Genomic DNA, 18,929 nt, shown 5'->3' with positions numbered 1-18,929 from the left:
AAGTCAATTTACAAACAGCTAAACATTTGTAACGTCTTTTTTCATTTCAAATTCCCGGCCTTCCGTTCGGATCAGGGTCAAAATTCGAACGCCATCCGCCCCATTTCGGATTAAAATTCTCGCGAGTTCGTTCGCCGAAGCTCCCGTCGTAAACACGTCGTCTATCACGAGATAGTTTCCCTTTAACTTCTCTTTATACTCTTCTTGAATTCGAAATGCAAGTCTTGCGTGAACGAAACGATCCGCAAAACTTTTACCCGCTTGTTTTTCACCGCTGATCTTTTCGATCGGAGCGATCAACGGAGCGGAAAGAATGTTTAGAATTCTTTTTAATGCGAAGTCGCAGGATTCGAAAGGCCTTCTTTTTTTCCGTTGATACCATTTCGTTTTTGTGGAAGGCATCAGAAGAATTCCGGAGAAGTTCAGATTCTTCCAGGATCTTAATTCTTTTTTTAGACCCAACGAAAGATAGATCGATAGCATATAAACCGATCCGTGTTTGATTCGATTGATCGCCTTTGCAAGAAACGGAGTTCTGCTTTTTAAGAATTTCATCTCGTCGAAAAATACGTTTCTGGAAGAACAGAAGACGCATTCTCCCCCGCTTGAAGGTTCTTTACAAATCCTGCATAAACGTTCGAGACGGATCGGCGTTTCCGAATTTTCACGATGACAAGATTTACAAACTCCGATCTTGGAGGAAAAGAAATCGTATCTTCCGCAGAATTCGCAGGTGGAGGGTAAGAATAAATCCAAAAGTTTCCGAAGTTTCATACCTCTTACGGTTCTTGAAAACGTCGCGAAGACATAAAAAAAGCCCGGAAGTCCGGGCTTTTTATCCTGTGAAATTTTTTGATTCTTATCTCTTAGGAGGGTTTGTCGGCTGAGCCGGTTTCGTATTGGTTGGAGCCGGTGCGGGAGCCGCTTCTACGGGCTTGCTTCCGTTGGACCCTGCTTCTACTTTACGAATTTGTGTTGTAGGTGGGTTTACGTCCACTGAAAAGCTCACTCTTTTCGTTTCGCTTTCGTTTCCTACGTTGTCGATCGCTTTCGCTTCGATCGTGTGTTCGCCTTGAGCGTCGATCGTGATCGGTTCCGCGTAAGGAACGAAGTCCGGAGCGTTGTCCACTTTAATCAGAATTCTTTTGATTCCGGATTGTCCGTCCACGGCTTTGATCGTGAAAGAGTTTCCTTTTCTGGAATACGTTTTTCCGTCGATGATTACCAAAGGAGTATTTCCTTGGATTTCAACTTCCGGTTTCGCGTCGTCCAGAGTTACGACTAAGATCGCTTCCGAAGAAGAATTTCCGGAGTTGTCCACAGCGGAATACTTAATCAGGTTCACGCCAGCCTTTTCCAATTTGATCGGCTGATTGTCGTACGGTCTCAAATCTCCGCCGTTGATGGAGTATTTTACTTCTTTTACTCCCGAAAGAGCGTCGGTTGCGGCGATGGTATAAGTTACGTTCTTAGATCCGAAGTTGTATCCTTCGAGATTGTAAAGAATTTCGCTCGGAGCGATTTTAACGGTCGGTGCGGTGTTATCCACTACGACTACGAGAGCTTTTGCGGGCTCTTTGTTTCCGGCCTTATCCACGGCTCTGTAAGTAAGACGGTTTACGCCTTCCTTAAGAATGGTGATCGGAGAAGTATATTTTGCGTAGTCCGCTTCGCCGATTTTGTACTCGATGTAATCCACCGTGCTGGAATCGTCCTTTGCGGAAATTTCAAAAGAACTTTTGGAGTTCACATAAAGGTCCGCATTCTTTGCTTCGTCCGCCGGAGTGGCTCCGGAATTCTTAGCGGTTGTTTTTGCGGGTGTGGAGCTTCCGGATTGTCCTTGAGTATTTGCCTGCGGGGCAGAGCTTTCGTCCAGATCTTCCTGAGCTACCAGCGAAACTGAAACGGACATTAAAAAAGCGATTGCGAGTCTTACGAGAGAAGAACCCTTCATTTTGCACTCCTATGAATTAGGTTTATTAGTTTTTTGACGATAATTCGGATAGTGGAAACCTTTGGAAGAAGCGTGTCAACCGATTCTATGAAAAAAAAATCCTTCCTCCGCATTCCTTTTACCGGGAAACGAAATCGGCTTCTTCTTGTGTTCCTGTTTTTATGTAAATTGTCCAATCCACTTGTCGCCGAAGAAAAATCTTCCGCTGAAATTTGGAAACAAGTGATCGTGGAAGATTTCGAAACGAAAGAATGGAGTTCTAAAAATCTCAAGACCCGTCTTCCCGAAGAATATTTTCCGGACATAAGAACTTCTTCTCTGTTGCTCAGCCCGGAAAGAAATTCTTCCAAAAGTCTTCTCTTGGAAGTTCCCGCGGAAAAGAATCAATCCTTTGAAATTCTTTGGGAACAATCCTGGAAGACGAAAGGATTCGTGCAGGAGTTTCAGTTTCATATCTATTCTTCCGGTTCGGGCGCGTCTTTATACGTTTTGGTTCGGGATTCCACTTTAGAAGTTAAGAAAATTCTAATCACTCATCTGAGTTTCGAAGGTTGGAAAAAAATCAGACTCAACGTGATCCGTAAAATCAGACAAGACGATATCGTTTTTACGAAACAAAACCCGGTCGAGTTCTTGGGACTTCTTTACGAAGCCCCTTTTGAAATGAAACGGGGCTCCCGGGATCTGTTTGCGATCGACGATATTCTGGCCATTGTTCGCGATAAGAATCGAATGTTCTCGAACGATAAGACCTTGATTCGTTAAACCGAAATCCTTTCAAAGATCGTCTAACGTTCCTGATTCTTTGAATTCGAATTCGTATCCTCGATCGGAAGACGGACGAAGAAGGTAGTTCCCTTGGAAGAGGTTTCAAATCGGATCGTTCCGTTGTGGGATTCTATGATTCTCCTTGCGATGTCCAAACCGAGTCCCGAACCTTCTCCGGGCGCCTTTGTGGTAAAAAAAGGTTCGAAGATTCTTTCCGTCGCGTCCGCCGGAATTCCCGGTCCCGTATCGGAAATGGACACCTCGATTTCGTTTTCCCTCGCTTTATATATTCGAATGGTGAGAGTTCCCTTAAAGGACATCGCCTGAGCCGCGTTGTAGATCAGGTTCGTCCAAACGTTGATGAGATCGTCCGCATAACCTTGAATTGGCGGAACGTCTCCGTAGGATTTTCGGATTTCGACCCCGACTTTCAATTGATTCTGATAGATCGTAAGAACGGTTTCGATTCCCTCCTGAATGACCACGGAGGTTTTGATTCCTTCCGATCCGAAATGCGAAAACTTACGCAAAGCGAACACGATCTTGGAAGTCCTGTTTACGGACATATCGATCAGCTTGGAACTTTTGGACGCTTGTATTTCTTCGAGCGCAAAATGAAGCAATCCCTGCGCGTTCTTATCGCCGAAGAGATTCGGAAATTCGTCCAGGGAAGAATCCAACCCAACCTCGACCAAATCCTGCGCGATCGAATGAGAATTCTCAAAGCCCCTGTCCTTTAGTTTTCCTTCGAGTTCTTTGATGCGGTTTCGGACTTCCTTGGGCGAAAGGATTTCCCGATCTTTTTTTCCCTTCTTTAAAAACGTATAGAGTTCGTTTAACAATTCCTCTTTCAATCCGCGGAGAATCTCCGAGGCTTGGGTCATTCTATCCGTGGAACTGTCGAAATAATTCTGTATGGAATCGTTCGCGGCCTTGATGACCCCGATCGGGTTGTTGATTTCGTGCGCGATCCCGGCGACTAACTGTCCTAAGGCGGCCATCTTTTCGGAAACGATCAATTGGTTCTGGGTCTTTTTTAAGTCCTTTAGAATTTCCTCAAGTTCCTGTTTTTGTTTTTCGATCAGTTCGTTCTGATCCACGATTTCCTTGTTTAAGGTTCGAAGCGCTTCGGCTTCCTTTTTTTCGGAGAGGTCCTTTACGAGATTGATCGCGCAGAGTTTCCCGTTGATCTCTGCGAAGGTGCTGTAACATTCGGAGTGAACCACTTTTCCGTTTTTACCTTGAAGAATCACTTCCTGATCCACGACGATTCCGTGTTGATACATCTTCTCCAAATATTTTTTTCTTTCTTGAGGATCCGGCCAAATGTTGAGTTCCAAACTCGTCCTTCCGATCGTTTCCTCTCTCGTATATCCGAAGAGTTTTAAAAAGCTGTCGTTGACTTCCAAGTATCTTCCGTCTTCCACGGAAGAGATCGAAGTCGCGATCGGACTCAGAGTAAACACCTTGGAATAAATTTCCTGAGTCGGCTTCAAAGCTTCTTCTGCAAGATAACGTTCCGTGATGTCCTGCGCGGTTCCGAAGGCCACGATGGAATCCCTAAATTTTCCCTGAACGGACAAGAATCGATTCTTCCCGTCCCTCCTTCGGATTTGATACGTCAACTCCACGGAAAAATCGGGCTCGTCCTTTTTTTTCAGACTTTCGGAAAGCGCGGAGAGAATTCTCGTTTTATCCTCTTCGGTCGCGACATACGTGTTCATATAAGCGGACAAGGGCAAGGATTTGGATTCTTTCGCGTCTTCGTATCCGAGAAGATATTGATATTCCTTGGTGAGAATGAGTTCGAGATTTCGAGTGTTCAAACTCCATCCTCCCAATTTCGCATAACGTTGAATTTCGGAGGATTCGGATTTTATCTTTTTGAAACCGCCGAGAGTATAACGCATCAAAATCCCGACGAGTATAAACGCGGAAATTTCTCCGAGCAAAGCGGACCAAGGACCTCCGGACGATTCAGGCGGCGTGATCGTTCCGTTTTGTACGAGATAGGTGATCGCGATTCCGAAGAAGATCGATAAGGAAGTATAAATATACGCTGCCCTCATTCCCAAAAGCAACGCGGAACTGAGGATTAAAATGATACAGAAAGGAAAGACGATGGTTTGAGTCGCACCTTCGCGAAGCATCAGAGAAAACGCGGCGACCCATTCGATTCCGACGAGAACATGAGACGCCAAAAGAATTCTTCCGCTTTTTGCGATCATGTGACAGATCACAACCGCGACGCTGATCAAAAACGGTGCGACGTAAATCGCCTTCGGTTTTTCCGCTAAAATCGGATGTAAGATCCGATACCCCAAGGCGACCGCCAAACAGGCCAACATGATTCCGTACAACAAACGGACGGAAAAATCCTTTTCAGCATCCGAAAAAACCGGTATCCTTAAAAAATTGGGTATCTTCAAACGGGATTTCCTCTGTCGAATCGCTTCCGCAACGAGACTCTAAATTCTTTCTGTCCGAACAACTTTTCCTCGGTTGAACGAAGTAAATTCAATTTTTTGAATATTCTTCTTTTGAAAACCGCTTTCATTTCCTTTTAAAAAAGATCGCTTTTTCTTTATAAATCGGCATTAAAAAAACCTTCCCTATTTTGCCATAAAAGCAACAAAAGGGAATCAAAAGAAATGGCCGCAACGGTTCATGACCTAATTTTCTTGGGATTCAGTCAAGTGATGAAACTCGTAGAATCGGTTTATATTCTCTTTTCCGAATTCCTCCCTCTCACACTTGAATTTTAATTTGACTTGGATTTTTTTTGACAATTTATTGAGTCCTCAACTATAGAATCAAAAAATCCGGATCGTATGTTATCTCCCTTCGAACAGGAACTTTATCTTTGGATTCAATCGGATCCGAAACACTTTCAATTCATCCAAAAACGCGGAGCCGAAGGTCTTTGGATTTTCGATCCCGCGCCCTCTTCCGGGTTTCAATGCAATCCTAAGTTTTTTTACACCCTCGGTTACAACCGAAAGGAAGCCGAGGAATTCGACGATCCGAACCTTCTCATTCCCGATACGACCGCTCAAAAAATTTCCGAACTGCTTCAGCAAACGTCCGTAAATTCCGCGTTGGATGAGACGCAGATTCTTTCCTTTCATTCAAAAAACGGAATCAAGTCGATCCGGTCTTATGTCCGCATCGTACAAAACGAAAAAAAGATTCCGGTTCGATTGATCGGCGCCGTCGATCTTCAGGACGATCTCGGGGAGAACGGGGAATCCTCCAGTCTCGAACAACAACTTAGCACCATTCTCAATAATCTTCCGTCGATGATCGGGTACTGGGATAAGAATTTATTCAACCAATTTGCAAATCGCGCTTATGAAGATTGGTTCGGCAGGAAACCCGAGGAAATTATCGGGAAAAATATGCGAGAAGTTTTAGGAGAGGCAATATTCCAAAAGAATCTGCCGCATATTGAAGGTGTTTTGAGAGGAGAAGAACAAAGATTTGAAAGGAGAATTCCGGCGCCCGATGGAAAAACTTTCCGCGATTCTTTGGCGCATTACGTACCCGATATAAAGAACGGGAAAATCGAGGGATTCTATGTGATTGTAAATGATATCACTCCGATTAAGGAAACGACCGAACTTCTACGTAAAAGCGAAGTCGAACTCAAAACTCTTTTCGAAGCGCTTCCCGTCGGCGTCACGTTGATCGATAAGGAAAATCGAATCGTAAAAGTCAATCCGATGCTCGAACAGATTCTCGGCTTAACGGAAGAGGATCTCAAAAAGGGAGTCCATAAAAATAAAAAATACATCAGTTCCGATGGAAGACCTCTCGTTCGCGAAGAACTTCCGAGTCAACGCGCCAAAAACGAAAAGAAAGTCATCAAGAACGTCGTGGTCGGAATTCCGAAGGAAGACAACACGGTCACTTGGACAAGAGTGACTTCCCTTCCCGTCGAACTTCCCGATTATTCGGTGATGGTCATCACACACGATATCACCGAAAGTAAAAACTTCGAAAGCGAACTCATTCGTGCAAAAGCGCTTTTGGAACAAACGAGCAAACTCATACGCATCGGAGCTTGGGAGGCGGACTTAACGACGGGGCAAGGAACCTGGTCCGCGGTCACCAAAGAGATGCACGAAGTCGAACCGGATTTTATTCCAACGATCGATCAAGGTCTTCAGTTCGTTAAGGAAGGAGAAAGCAGAACGAAGGTTTTGGAAGCGGTCAATCGTCTCATTCAAGACGGAACTCCTTACGATTTAGAAATGCAACTGGTGACCGCAAAAGGAAACGAACTTTGGGTTCGTACGGTCGCCAACGCCGAGTTCGAAAACGGAATCTGCAAAAGAATCTACGGCGCGATCTACGACATCGATCAAAGAAAAAAAATCGAAATCGAACTCTTTAAGGAAAGATCCAGACTTCTCGCGTTCGTAGAACACGCTCCGGCCGCGGTCGCGATGTTCGATACGGATTTGAAATACATCGCGGTCAGTCAACGTTGGATGAGCGAATATCATCTCCAAGGAAGACAAATCATAGGTTTATCGCATTACGAAGTTTTTCCGAACATCGGCCGAGAATGGAAAACGATTCATCAAAGATGTTTAACGGGAGAAGTCATCAAAAAGGACGAGGACATCTGGAGACCGGATGGTTGGGAACACGATCAATATCTTCGTTGGGAAGTCAGACCCTGGTATCAACTCGACGGATCGATCGGCGGGATCATGATGTTTACGCAGGATATCACGGAGAGTTTTCTGCAACGAGACGAACTCAAACGATCCAAAGCGATCGCGGAAAGGGCCAACGCGGCGAAATCGGAATTTTTGGCGAACATGAGCCACGAGATCCGAACCCCTTTAAACGGAATCATCGGTTTTACGGATCTGTTGCTTCGAACCAATCTGGATGCGACCCAACACCAATATATGATGACCGTGTATCAATCGGCCGGTTCCCTTTTGGACATCATCAACGATATATTAGATTTTTCTAAAATTGAAGCGGGCAAACTCGAACTTTCCTACGAGGCCGCGGATATTCTGGAACTCGGAACGCAGATCGTAAATACGATCAAATTCCAAGCGCATAAGAAGGATTTGGAACTTCTCGTAAACATATCGCCTGCCGTTCCGAAACTCGTGATCACGGACAGCGTCCGTTTGAAACAGATCATAGTGAATCTTTTCAGCAACGCGGTCAAGTTCACGGAAGAAGGCGAGATCGAATTTAAAATCGACGTTCGGGAAAGAATCTCGGATTCGCTTATGGTATTGAGATTCTCCGTTCGGGATACCGGAATCGGAATCGCGCAGGAGAATCAAAAAAAAATATTCGACGCATTCTCCCAAGAAGACGCTTCCACCACGAGAAGATTTGGAGGAACCGGACTCGGCCTTACGATCTCCAACAAACTCCTGTCAATGATGGGAAGCAATTTGGAACTCAAAAGCGAACTCAAAAAGGGAAGCGAGTTTTACTTCGATCTGAAAATGGAAATCGTATCCGACGAAGAGGAAAAGTGGCCTAAGTTCGATTCCATCAAAAACGTACTCATAGTGGACGACAACGACAACAACCGCAAAATCCTGGAAGATATGTTACAATTACGGAATATACCCTGCGAGTCCGTCAAAACCGGTACGGACGCGATCGAAAGAATCGCCTCCGGAAAAAGATATGATGTTATTCTAATGGACTATCACATGCCGTTTTTGGACGGAATAGAAACGTCCAAACTCATCCGAGAAAAATTGCGGGTCCCACCGGAAGAACAATCCATCGTTCTTTTGAGTAGCGCTTCGGACGATTCCGAAACGATCGAGGCTTCCCAACAAAACGGAATCCAAGAAGTTCTTACGAAGCCGATTTATATCCGACAACTTTACGATCTATTGGGAAGAAACCAGCTTCTGCAAAAGCCCTCCCGTAAATCCCAAATACCTGGAAACAACGAAACCGAAGCGGCCATCCGTAAACACGCGAAGGTTATGATCGTCGAGGATAACCCGGTCAACATGTTACTCACAAAAAGTATCGTTACAAGAATTCTCCCCTCCGCAAAAATCATAGAAGCGCAGAACGGACTCGAAGCGGTGGAACAAAACCTAAGATGGATTCCCGATCTGATCTTTATGGATATTCAAATGCCGGATCTGAACGGATACGAGGCGACCAAGGCGATCCGCGGTTTGGAAATGGACAAAAGGGTTCCGATCATCGCGTTAACCGCGGGGATCGTCGCCGGAGAAAGGGAAAAATGTATCGAGGCGGGAATGGACGATTACGTGAGCAAACCCGCGGTCCAGGCGGATTTTACGAAGATCATTCTCAAATGGCTCGCATAACGATTTAGAATTTTCTACTTTTCGAATATTCTTTTTTTGGAAACCGTTCTCAAACCTTTAATGAGGGTTTTCCATTCGGTGGTCCCCAGATTTTCCACGAGATGATTGTGCGCTTCCTTCCAAACCGGATACGCAAGACGAAGCGCTTCCCAACCCGCCGAAGTCAAAGCGACCTTTCTCGCCCTTTTGTTTTCGGAAGGAACATCCTCCACGTAACCCAACGTTTCCAAAGGTTCCAGATTTCTGAGAAGAGTGGTTCGATCCATCACGAGAAGTTCCGCCATCGGAGCGAGTTCCATTCCGTCCGTGGATCCCAAGGTCATTAAAATATTGAATCGCGGAGAAGTAAGATCGACCTTATCAAGAACGTGATCGAAGTATTGGGAGATGGCTCGGGACGCCCGTTTCAAATTGAAGTTCAGACATCCCAAACCTACGGTCAAAAGCTCGTCCCTTGTGGGACTTACGGATTCCTTTTTGGAAATCTTTTTGGAATTTTTAAGCTCCATTTTTTTGACCATGTTTCCTCCGGGAATTAAGCCGGAATCGCTTCCGCTCCCGGAGCCATTGTACGTCTCATCTCTCGAACGCGCTCTTCAAAATTTCCGTTTTCGAGCCCCGCGTCTTCGTAAAGAACCGAGTCGAAAAAACGGCCGAGATCTTCTCCGTGACGAATCGGCCTTCCCCGTTTCAGATCCACAAAAACGAAATCGATCCAGATAAGCGCCTTCAACTTCTTACCGGACGCGTCATACATAAGATCCTCGTTGCGGATGCTTCCGTCCCCTTTTGCAACCAATCGCGTAACGATCTTCACCTGATCGCTTTGTTTTGCGGGTTCGAGATAAGCGATCTGCGTTCTACTGACGACCCAAGACTTGCCTTCTCTGGAAGCGTGTTCGAACAAATCGAAACCGTAATAGTCCCGAAGATGATCCTCTCGGGCCTCCAAAAAATAATCCATATAACGCGCGTTGTTCAGATGACCGAAAGGGTCGCAATCCTGAAAACGAATCCTATAAATACCGGAAGGGGATAATTCGATTTTATCTGCGGTAGAAAGCATAAACGCCTCCAAACTTTATTGTGTATTTGCACACTTGTAAATACACATGTGCTATTACACACATAATTTAGAATCTGTCAACCGGTTTTCGGGAAAAAGTTAGTGTGTTGACAAAGATCTCGGCGGAGAATTATACATTTTCTGAACTTTGAACCGAAACGAAAATGGATTCCATCACTTCCAAAAAAGAAATCAAATCGATCCTCGACTCGATCTTGAGTTCCTCGAATCAAAACGAGAATGCGATCGCGGACGAAATCGTTTCCGAACTCTTATCCAAAAAAATAAAGTTTCCTTTGCTCGAGTTCGCCGCCAAAGAACTCTACTCGGGAGTTCCCGAACGGAATCAAATTCCGATTACCGACCGAATCATAGAACGAAGAACGATCGGAGGCAACGTGATCGCCGGGATGATTCTTCAATTGCGTTCGGATAAACACTTCGAACAATCCGTAAAGAAGGCGATCGACTACATGGTGTTCGGCGACGAATGGTATGTCTGCGACATCATCGGAGAAAGGGTGATGGGTTATTCTCTCTTGCAAGATCCCGAAAAAACCTTGCCCGTGCTAAAAAAATTTCTGGATCATAAGAACGCTTGGATTTCCCGTTCAGTGGGAGTGGCCGCTCACTATGCGGTCAAAAAAGGACTTCGCAAAAAATACGTGGAGGAAATCTTTCTTCTTCTTTTAGCGAAAGCGGACACAAACGATTTTCATACCAAAAAAGGAATCGGTTGGGCCGTAAAAACCGTTTCCAAATTTCATCCCGATATCGTCGCCAAGTTCGAATCCCGTTTGAACTCGGATAAAAACATCGGAACCTTTTTTAAAACGAAAATCAAAATCGGATTGGGTCGTTCCTCTAAATATGCCTCAAGATATTCGGATTAAAAGTATTCTGAATAAAACCAAACGGAGAGATCCCTGGTTTTTGGACGACTACACGATCAATCCCTACAGCGGTTGTTCGTTTCGTTGTTTGTATTGTTATATAGGCGGAAGCAAATACGGTTCGAACATTGAGGATAAACTTTCCGTTAAGGAGAACGCGGCCGAGGTTTTGGACAAACAACTTTGGAACCGCGCCAAAAAGAACCAGTACGGAATCATCGTTCTCGCCTCGGCCACAGATCCTTATCTTCAGATCGAACAACAAAAAGGACTGACACGGGAACTACTTAAGATAATTCTAAAATACAAATTTCCGGTTCATATTCTCACCAAATCGGATCTGGTTCTGAGAGACTTGGATTTGTTAAGCGAAATCGAAAAATCCGCGATTCTTCCGAACGATCTGCAAAACCGCTTGAGTCGCAAATCCTTTATTACGTTTTCCTTTTCCATCCTGGACGATTCGGTCGCGCGCATTTTCGAACCGGGAGCGACCGCACCGAGTTTACGATTGAACGCGTTGAAAGAAATCTTAAGACGGGGTTTTTACAGCGGGGTCAGTTTGATGCCCCTTCTTCCGCATATCGGCGACAAGGGGGAGAATCTCGAATTTATGTTTCGAACCTTTCGAGAAATCGGAATCCAATATATATTCCCGGCGAGCCTTACTCTTTTCGGCGGAAACGATTCTTCCGATAGCAGATTCCGAGTTTTCGAAGCGATCGAAAAACACTATCCCCATCTGCTCGAAAAGTATCGTAAATTTTTTTCCAACGGTTCCGAGATGCCGAAATACTATCGAAGCGCTCTCAAAAACAAAACGGACGAGTTGTGTTTCAAATACGGATTACAAAAAGGAATTCTTCCTTACGAATGATCGATTCGCGTATTTTCGAATTCCGTTTTTCGAATCGACCCGGAAAGATAAACAACTTCTTGACGAACCCGCAAAACGAAGTTCAATCGGACCATGCCAGAACTGCCGGACTTAGTGGTCATTCGGGAACGGTTGATCCCCGAACTCGTGGGCAAAACCGTTCAATCGATCGAAATCGTGGATCCTTTGGTTGTCCGCAATCTCACCGGATCGGCCGTGGAAGAGATTTATTCCGGTTCTTCGTTTCAATCCGTGGAAAGAAACGGACCCTTTCTGAATTTCGCATTCGAAAATTTGAATATAGTAATTCATCCTATGTTGTCCGGTCGATTTTCCCTGGATCCGAAGTATAAGAAAAAAGATCTCTGTGTTCGCATTCTTACGAACGGTCCCGTTTTAAATTACGCGGACGACACGAGGATGGGAAAAGTTTATTTTCTGAAACCGGATGACATCGGCCAAATTCCCAAATACAAGGAACAAGGGATCAATCTTCTTTCGGATGAATTCACCGAAGAAAGTCTGATCCGTGCGATGGGAAAAAGCCGTCAGCAAACCAGAGTTTTTTTAATGGATCAATCCAGGCTCAGCGCATTAGGAAACGCTTATGCGGACGAGGTTTTGTTTGCGGCGAAGATTCATCCGAAAACTCCCTGCAATCAACTTTCTCCGGAAGATAAATCCCTTTTATACAAAAGCATCAAAGAGGTTCTTTCGAGTTCGATCGAATACGTCCGCAACAAACACGCGCCTCTGGACGTAAAGGTTCGCGATCACGTAAAGGTGAGAAATCGAAAAAACGAACCCTGCCCCGTTTGTGGAACGACGATTCGAAGAGCGAACGTCTTAGGGTATGATTCTTTCTTTTGTCCCACTTGCCAACCGGCCAAAGGCGAACAGTTCATCAAGTGGTGACGAACGCCCCATAGGAAGTGAGTCAACCATAAGCCGCGGAGCGAAAGCGTTGGTTTGTTACGAAGTAACGAAAGAACGCACCATAGGAAGTGAGTCAGCCATAAGCCGCGGAGCGAAAGCGTTGGTTTGTTACGAAGTAACGAAAGAACGCACCAAATTCTAAACCAAACCCCAGTCCAAACGGACCGGATACGAATTCCGTCTTCTTTCAAAATAACCCGCGTCGCCTTTTCTCCAAGAATCGCGCAATAGACGATCTTCTTCTTTTAAGAATGTGGAGGTTTTAAAATCGCCCGAGGTTTGTAAAAACGAATCGAGCGGCGGCAAAGGACGATCCTGATACAGAATGGACAATTTTTCGGCGACACGATAGGTTCCGCTCATTCTCCCCAACTGACTGTAACCGGCGATATGCGGTGTGAAAACCGAATTGTCCAGGTCCGCGAGAATTCTTCCCAATGCCAAGGAGGGAGGTTCCGGATCAAACACATCTAAAATTTTGAATATATCATTTCTTGCAATCAGTCGTTCGAAAGTTTCCGGAGAAAGGATTTCCCCCCGGCTCGTGTTGATGAACACGGTTCCCGGCCGTAAGGAATCGATCAAGGAAGGCGCGACAAAACGAAACGTAGGTTCGGGTCCGTCCTTGGTCAAAGGGACGTGATAACTCAGAATCGAACAACTCAAAACCTCGTCTAGAGGAGAGGATTCCGCCTTGTAAAACGGATCGTAAAAAACGCATTCGATCCCTTTGAATATTAGAATTTTATGAAATTCTTTACCTGTGTTTCCGTGGCCGATCATTCCCACTTTTTTGGTTTTTAATTCGGATTCGGTGAAACGTTCCAAAAGAGAGGCGTAACAATATTCCGCGACCGAACCCGCGTTGCAACCCGGAGCGTTTAAAAAAATTCTCCCCGATTCCTTCAGCGCGCCTGAGTCGACGTGATCCGTACCGGAACTTACGGTTGCGAAAATTCTCACGGAAGGAAACCGTTCTATACTTTCTCGGTTCACCTTTAACCTCGTGTTGGCGATCAAAACGGAAGGTTCTTCCTCGGCCAATTCTTCGATGCGGTCGATCGGATAAGAACGCACTTCCAATTTTTCAAAACCGGAAAAAATCTCTCGGGCGCCCGTGGTTCCTTCGGGATAATAAAGAATCGGTCTTTTTTGTTGCACGACTTTGTCATTTCACCCGAACCGCTTTTTCAGAAAAAACAAAAAAGGTTTGCCTTGAGAAAGATTTTTTTAAGAATCACAGGTCCATGAAATCCCTTCAGGAAAGAATTACATTCCCGGCAGTTATAGGTTTGATCTCCGTGGTTTTGATCGCGTTGATCTGGTTCGTTTTTTTCAGCGGCGGCAAAGGCGCGAGCGGTTTCTCGTCGAGCCCCGAAGGAGAATTCACGTTACAACGTTCCGAATCGGGAGAATGGGTCTTAAACCAAGCCGTGGTCGACACTTCTCGAAGAATTTTCGACGAGAACGGCAACTGGCTTTCGTTCGACGACTTGATGCATTACGCGGCGACGGGTGAAGTCAACTTAGTTTCCGAACTCTGGGGTTTGCGAAGACAATGTCCCGAGAACGTAGTCTACGAACAATGCAACGAAATCATACGGGCTTTTATCGCGGATCATTACACGGGCAAAGACGCGGAATATCTTATGAAACTTTTTTCGGGTTACTTAAGATACGAAACGACGATGAGAGAATACGAACTTTCGGATAAACTCAGCCGCGCCGAAAAATACGAGATCGTGAAAAAGAAAAGAAGGGAATTCTTTTCCGAAAACGACGCAAAGCTCATCTTCGGTATGGAAGAATCCGAGGAAACCTATCGCGATTCCTTGGGCGGTTTTTTAAAGGACACGGAATCCTTGAGTGGCGATCAAAGAATGGCTCGGTACGAGGATTTCCGAAAAAATGTCTACGGTCAATATTACAATACCGTAAAGACGAGAGAGCCCAAATACAATACGTACGAAACCGAGATGTTCCTAAGAGACAAGGAACTGGAAAAGATGAGTTCTTCCGATCGAAACACGAAAACGAGAACCATTCGTGAAAAATATTTCGGAAAGGACGGAGCGGATCGTATCGACGCGGTTTATAAGGAAATCGAAGAAAGGGAAAAGAAGGAAAAACAAACCGTACGCGACGAATCGGACTGGCTTCAAAAAAATTCGAACGTAAAGGGAGAAGCGAGGGACAAGGCTCTGATGGAAATCAGAATCAAAAACCTGGGCAAAGAAGAAGCGGAAGAATATTCAAGAAGGCTTAAATACGAAGAGGAGATGAAGAAAAACCAAAATTGATGATCCGCCGTTTGATTCCGATAGATTCGATCGTTTACCGGCTCCTGCTTTGTCTGGGAGTCGGTTTCGGAACCCTTTTGGGGCTTTCTCCTTTTTCCTTTTTTTCCGCGGGAGTGGCCGCTTCCGTTTCCTGTCTTTTTTTATTTCTTTCCCTCGATAAGGAATCGTTTTGGAAAGTTTCCCTTTGGCTTTTGATTCTTTCGCAGATTTTAAACCTCACCACTTTTTTTTGGATTCCGGGCGCGGTTTCGAGAATTGCTGGGACGGGTCCGATCGTTTCGATTCTTTTTTTTCTGTTCTACGGATTGATTTCCCATCTGAAACTATTTCCGTTTTATCTAATATTCCGTTTTTCTAAAATAAAATCGGCCTCTTCTCCCTGGGTTCTGCTCGTACTCCCCGCTGCGGGAACGATCGCGGACGCGGCGGTTTATCAGATTTTTCCGTGGTATTGGGGAAATCTGATCGGAGGTTCGATCGTTTTCGAACAATTCGCATCGATCTGCGGCGTTTACGGACTGAGTTTTCTGCTTCTTTTCCTATCTTCGATTTTTGTAATATTCTTAAATCATTTTAAACGGAAGAATTCCAAAGAATTCAAAACCGCCGTGGTCGGAGCGATCGGAATCGTTTTCGTATATACGTACGGTTTGTATCGAATCGGATACGCGGATCGAGCTCTTAGCGAAGACAAACCCAAAACGATTTCCGTTGTGATGATCCAACCCGACACTTCTCCGGGAACCAAGGATTTAAAAGCGGATCGAGCTTTTTTAAGCTCGACAATGAGCAAGGTGTTGTCTCTTGCCTTGGAAGGAAGTATGAGCTCCGAAAATTCTCCCTCTCTGATCGTAATTCCGGAATCCTCGATTCCGTTTCACGGAACGATCGACTCGGAGGAAAATCGAAACGAACACATTTATTCTTCCACGATGGAGGGATTGATTTTATATCTTTCCAAACACACGGGCGCCGACGTTCTTTTCAACGAGTTGAACATGGACAAGGGAAGACTCAGAAATCAAATCAGTCTTTTTAAAAATTCGGACGGAAGCACGGAACGATACGATAAAAGAAGACTTCTCGCGTTCGGAGAATATCTTCCGATGGAAAAGGAACTTCCCTTTTTACGTTCCGTCTTTAAGGAAACTTCCCGATACGTTCCCGGAGAAACTCCGAAACTTTTAATCGGAAATAAGAATCGAAACGAAACTTCGATCGCGGCTCCCGACCCGAAGGAAATTTCGGAGATCGGAAATCCGGAAACGTTTCGATCCTCGTTTTCCTCCGAAGTCCGACAACTTGAGAAAATTAGAAATTTAGAATATTCGTATTCCATTCTTCCCTTATTGTGTTACGAGGCGATGTTCACCGAATTGGTTCTGGATTATTTCAAAGACGGACAAAAACCGGAAATTCTAATCAACATCACGAACGATTCGTGGTTCGACTCGGAACTCGAAGCGAATCAACATTCGGGAACCGTTCGTTTGAGGGCGATCGAAACCGGTTTGCCGTTGATTCGTTCCACCGTTTCTGGAATTTCCGAAGTTTGGGACGCGCGCGGAATTTCTCTGATTCATTCCATGGGTTTTCACGAGACGGGAATCCGAACATTTTCGATCCGATTGGGTTCTTCCATCTCCACCGTTTATACGACGTTCGGAAACGTTCCTCTTTGGATCGTTTGCGTGTTGTCTCTTTCGATTCGTTTCGTCTTCTTGTCGAAGTTCATTAGGAAACGTTGATGCTCGAACATACGTTTTGTCATTTGCCCGGGATCGATTCTACCGAGGAAAAAAATCTTTGGGCTCGGGGAATCCACAACTGGAGGGACTTAAAGGATTATCTGAGATCCGAATCCATTCCGATCCGAAATCTGATCTTAGACGCATTAGAATTTTCTAAAAAAGAATTGGAACGGGAGAATTTTTTCTACTTCTTCCACGTTCTTTCCTCCAAACATCACTGGAGATTGTTTCCTACGATTCGCAAAAAATTGATGTATCTGGATATCGAAACGACCGGACTCGGAAGCGAGGACAGAACCACGGTGATCGGAACGTACGACGGCTCGGAATACCGTTCTTATATCCGAGGATTCAACCTGGATTTCTTTTTGGATAATCTTCGTCAGGATCAGATTTTCGTTTCCTACAACGGAATCGGCTTCGACGTTCCCTTTTTGGAAAAGGAATTCAACGTTCGATTCAGAAACAATCATATCGATATTATGTTTTTCTTAAGATCCCTCGGAATCAAGGGAGGCCTCAAAGGTTGCGAGAAGGCTCTCGGGATCGTAAGACCGGAAGAAGCGTCCATAACCGGAGCAGATGCGGTAAAACTTTGGAAACAATATGTTGACTATGACGACACGGACGCTCTTCGAATTTTGGAAGGTTACAACCGCGAAGACACGGTGAATCTTGAAATATTATTCGTCAAAGGTTATAATCTAAAGATCAAAGAAACCCCGTTCTACGGGGAGATCCTCAGGGAGCCGTCTTCGTCCTGACTTAGTTTCCCTGATCGTCGTAAGCGCGGTAATTTCCGCGTCGAAGGGAAAATATGCATTGGAAGCGGTTCGAGAACATATACGCGGACAAAGACTATATCCTTAAGATCCGCGCCTGGTATCTTTTCCTTTTCAATTCCATATCCGTAGTTTTGGATTCGATTGCGCTCTTTTTGTTCTTATACAAGGACGTTCAATTTCTTCCCGCCAGTTTTTTTCTCTTCTTTATCGCCTCGATCGTTTCCATCTTTCTGCTCTGGAAAGGAATGTTTCGAGCCGCTTTGACCGCGACGCTCGGCTCGGGCATTTGGAACATCTTAGGCGGTTTGTTCTTCGGAAATCCGAACGGGAACATGCTTCTCGCGTTTCCGCTGATCGTGATCCTATTTTTATTATTTACGAATATTAGAATTACCATATATATTTCCCTTTTTTTTCTCGGGGTAATGTTCGGCTACTTCGCTTTGCAGAACGAGAACGGAACTTTGGTCGTAAGTTACGCGATCGACTCGGTTCTCATTTATACCCTGTTTACGATCATGGCCCTCCTCACCGTTCGGATTTTAAACACCTATATCGAGGAGAAAAACGAACTGATCAAAGAGATTCATCATAGGGTGAGAAACAATCTTCAGGTTCTTTGCGGCCTCGCGGATTTGCATCGCAACCAGGAAGAAAATTCAAAAAGCGTTTTATTCGAATTTCAGAATAGAATTCTCGCGATGTCCGAAGTGCATAACTATATGTATAAATCGGACAACTATCACAACGTGGAATTTTCGGGGGTGATCGATAAGATTGTGGAGAATTCCAAAAAGAAACATAAGGATTCGACTGCGCTGGCGGTCAACAACTCGGATAAGATTTCGCTTCCGATCGAAACCGCGATTCCCTGCGCGATGATCTTCAACGAACTGCTCGAGAACTGCCTAACGCACGCTTTTAAAAACACAACCGATCCGAAAATCGAAATCCGTTTTTTTAGATCGAAGAAAATTTTCCAATTGATCGTAAAAGATAACGGAGTCGGGATGCCGATGCCCTTCGACGTAAAAAAATCGTCAACGACGGGATTTACTCTGATTCATATTCTCTCCAAACAGATGCACGGAAATTTTCGTCTTTCCGGCGATCAAGGTTTGACTGCGGTTCTTGAGTTCAGCTATCATTCCGATTCGGCCGACCCGGCAAATCCTTGAATCCGCCCTTTAAAACGACGCGTTATCCGCGTTCGATTTCAAATCCGAAAGAAAACAAAAATTGTATCGGGGAAAAAGCG

15 protein-coding genes are annotated in these 18,929 nt (G+C 44.9%); 9 read left to right on the top strand and 6 right to left on the bottom strand.

Translation table 11 applies throughout. The annotated features are described in order from the left end of the window. Window positions 1-18: 18 nt before the first annotated feature. Together LEP1GSC052_RS19985 and ompL47 are read right to left on the bottom strand one after the other, a co-directional pair. Window positions 19-774, bottom strand: coding sequence for a ComF family protein (locus tag LEP1GSC052_RS19985; RefSeq protein WP_010575899.1), 756 nt, complete (start codon window positions 772-774; stop codon window positions 19-21). Between the two features lie 85 nt (window positions 775-859). After that, window positions 860-1,954, bottom strand: coding sequence for a multi-beta-barrel domain surface protein OmpL47 (gene ompL47, locus LEP1GSC052_RS19980; protein ID WP_010575900.1), 1,095 nt, complete (start codon window positions 1,952-1,954; stop codon window positions 860-862). 87 nt (window positions 1,955-2,041) lie between these two features. On the opposite strand from ompL47, the gene LEP1GSC052_RS19975 reads away from it, so the two are divergent. After that, entirely contained in the window at window positions 2,042-2,719 is a 678-nt protein-coding gene (locus LEP1GSC052_RS19975; RefSeq protein WP_020985543.1) for a flagellar filament outer layer protein FlaA, read from the top strand. A 23-nt stretch (window positions 2,720-2,742) separates the two neighbouring features. Here the strand turns inward: LEP1GSC052_RS19975 and LEP1GSC052_RS19970 are convergent, their stop codons facing one another. Next, window positions 2,743-5,127, bottom strand: coding sequence for a PAS domain-containing sensor histidine kinase (locus LEP1GSC052_RS19970; protein ID WP_040913771.1), 2,385 nt, complete (start codon window positions 5,125-5,127; stop codon window positions 2,743-2,745). A 426-nt stretch (window positions 5,128-5,553) separates the two neighbouring features. On the opposite strand from LEP1GSC052_RS19970, the gene LEP1GSC052_RS19965 reads away from it, so the two are divergent. Then, window positions 5,554-9,063: a PAS domain S-box protein gene (locus LEP1GSC052_RS19965; RefSeq protein ID WP_020986746.1), complete on the top strand. Its 3,510-nt coding sequence runs from the start codon at window positions 5,554-5,556 to the stop codon at window positions 9,061-9,063. Between the two features lie 14 nt (window positions 9,064-9,077). Here LEP1GSC052_RS19965 and LEP1GSC052_RS19960 read toward each other — a convergent pair whose 3' ends face one another. Both LEP1GSC052_RS19960 and LEP1GSC052_RS19955 read right to left on the bottom strand, forming a co-directional pair. Continuing rightward, on the bottom strand, window positions 9,078-9,584 hold the full coding sequence (locus LEP1GSC052_RS19960) for a MarR family winged helix-turn-helix transcriptional regulator (protein WP_010575905.1): 507 nt from the start codon (window positions 9,582-9,584) through the stop codon (window positions 9,078-9,080). A 14-nt stretch (window positions 9,585-9,598) separates the two neighbouring features. Continuing rightward, window positions 9,599-10,129, bottom strand: coding sequence for an acyl-CoA thioesterase (locus LEP1GSC052_RS19955; protein ID WP_010575906.1), 531 nt, complete (start codon window positions 10,127-10,129; stop codon window positions 9,599-9,601). Window positions 10,130-10,293: 164 nt separating this feature from the next. On the opposite strand from LEP1GSC052_RS19955, the gene LEP1GSC052_RS19950 reads away from it, so the two are divergent. From LEP1GSC052_RS19950 to LEP1GSC052_RS19940, 3 genes are all read left to right on the top strand, one after another. Continuing rightward, a complete protein-coding gene (locus LEP1GSC052_RS19950; RefSeq protein ID WP_010575907.1) occupies window positions 10,294-11,022 on the top strand; it encodes a DNA alkylation repair protein in 729 nt (242 codons plus the stop codon). Next, the gene (locus tag LEP1GSC052_RS19945; RefSeq protein WP_010575908.1) at window positions 11,000-11,899 is read left to right on the top strand and encodes an SPL family radical SAM protein; all 900 of its coding nucleotides are present in this window, start codon (window positions 11,000-11,002) and stop codon (window positions 11,897-11,899) included. The genes LEP1GSC052_RS19950 and LEP1GSC052_RS19945 overlap by 23 nt, the downstream gene beginning before the upstream one ends. A 93-nt stretch (window positions 11,900-11,992) precedes the next feature. Beyond that, on the top strand, window positions 11,993-12,814 hold the full coding sequence (locus LEP1GSC052_RS19940) for an Fpg/Nei family DNA glycosylase (protein WP_010575909.1): 822 nt from the start codon (window positions 11,993-11,995) through the stop codon (window positions 12,812-12,814). Between the two features lie 159 nt (window positions 12,815-12,973). On the opposite strand, the gene LEP1GSC052_RS19935 is transcribed toward LEP1GSC052_RS19940, so the two are convergent. Further along, complete coding sequence (locus LEP1GSC052_RS19935) at window positions 12,974-13,996, bottom strand: NAD(P)-dependent oxidoreductase (RefSeq protein WP_020986114.1); 1,023 nt, start codon at window positions 13,994-13,996, stop codon at window positions 12,974-12,976. An 86-nt stretch (window positions 13,997-14,082) separates the two neighbouring features. Here LEP1GSC052_RS19935 and LEP1GSC052_RS19930 point away from each other — a divergent pair, with 86 nt between their 5' ends. Genes LEP1GSC052_RS19930 through LEP1GSC052_RS19915 form a run of 4 tightly spaced genes read left to right on the top strand, consistent with a single transcriptional unit; the run spans window position 14,083 to window position 18,849 of the window. After that, window positions 14,083-15,135, top strand: coding sequence for a lipase secretion chaperone (locus LEP1GSC052_RS19930; protein WP_020986399.1), 1,053 nt, complete (start codon window positions 14,083-14,085; stop codon window positions 15,133-15,135). Further along, window positions 15,135-16,883, top strand: a complete 1,749-nt coding sequence (locus LEP1GSC052_RS19925; RefSeq protein WP_020986262.1) for an apolipoprotein N-acyltransferase — start codon at window positions 15,135-15,137, stop codon at window positions 16,881-16,883. Before LEP1GSC052_RS19930 ends, LEP1GSC052_RS19925 begins: the two co-directional genes overlap by 1 nt. Next, complete coding sequence (locus LEP1GSC052_RS19920; RefSeq protein WP_010575913.1) at window positions 16,883-17,650, top strand: ribonuclease H-like domain-containing protein; 768 nt, start codon at window positions 16,883-16,885, stop codon at window positions 17,648-17,650. The genes LEP1GSC052_RS19925 and LEP1GSC052_RS19920 overlap by 1 nt, the downstream gene beginning before the upstream one ends. Before the next feature lie 53 nt (window positions 17,651-17,703). Next, on the top strand, window positions 17,704-18,849 hold the full coding sequence (locus LEP1GSC052_RS19915) for a sensor histidine kinase (protein ID WP_020985995.1): 1,146 nt from the start codon (window positions 17,704-17,706) through the stop codon (window positions 18,847-18,849). Window positions 18,850-18,929 lie beyond the last annotated feature (80 nt).

It is taken from the genome of Leptospira kmetyi serovar Malaysia str. Bejo-Iso9 (assembly GCF_000243735.2).
Classification (GTDB): domain Bacteria; phylum Spirochaetota; class Leptospiria; order Leptospirales; family Leptospiraceae; genus Leptospira; species Leptospira kmetyi.
Note: the sequence above shows the minus strand (reverse complement) of the source record. Positions and strands in the feature narration are given on the sequence as shown.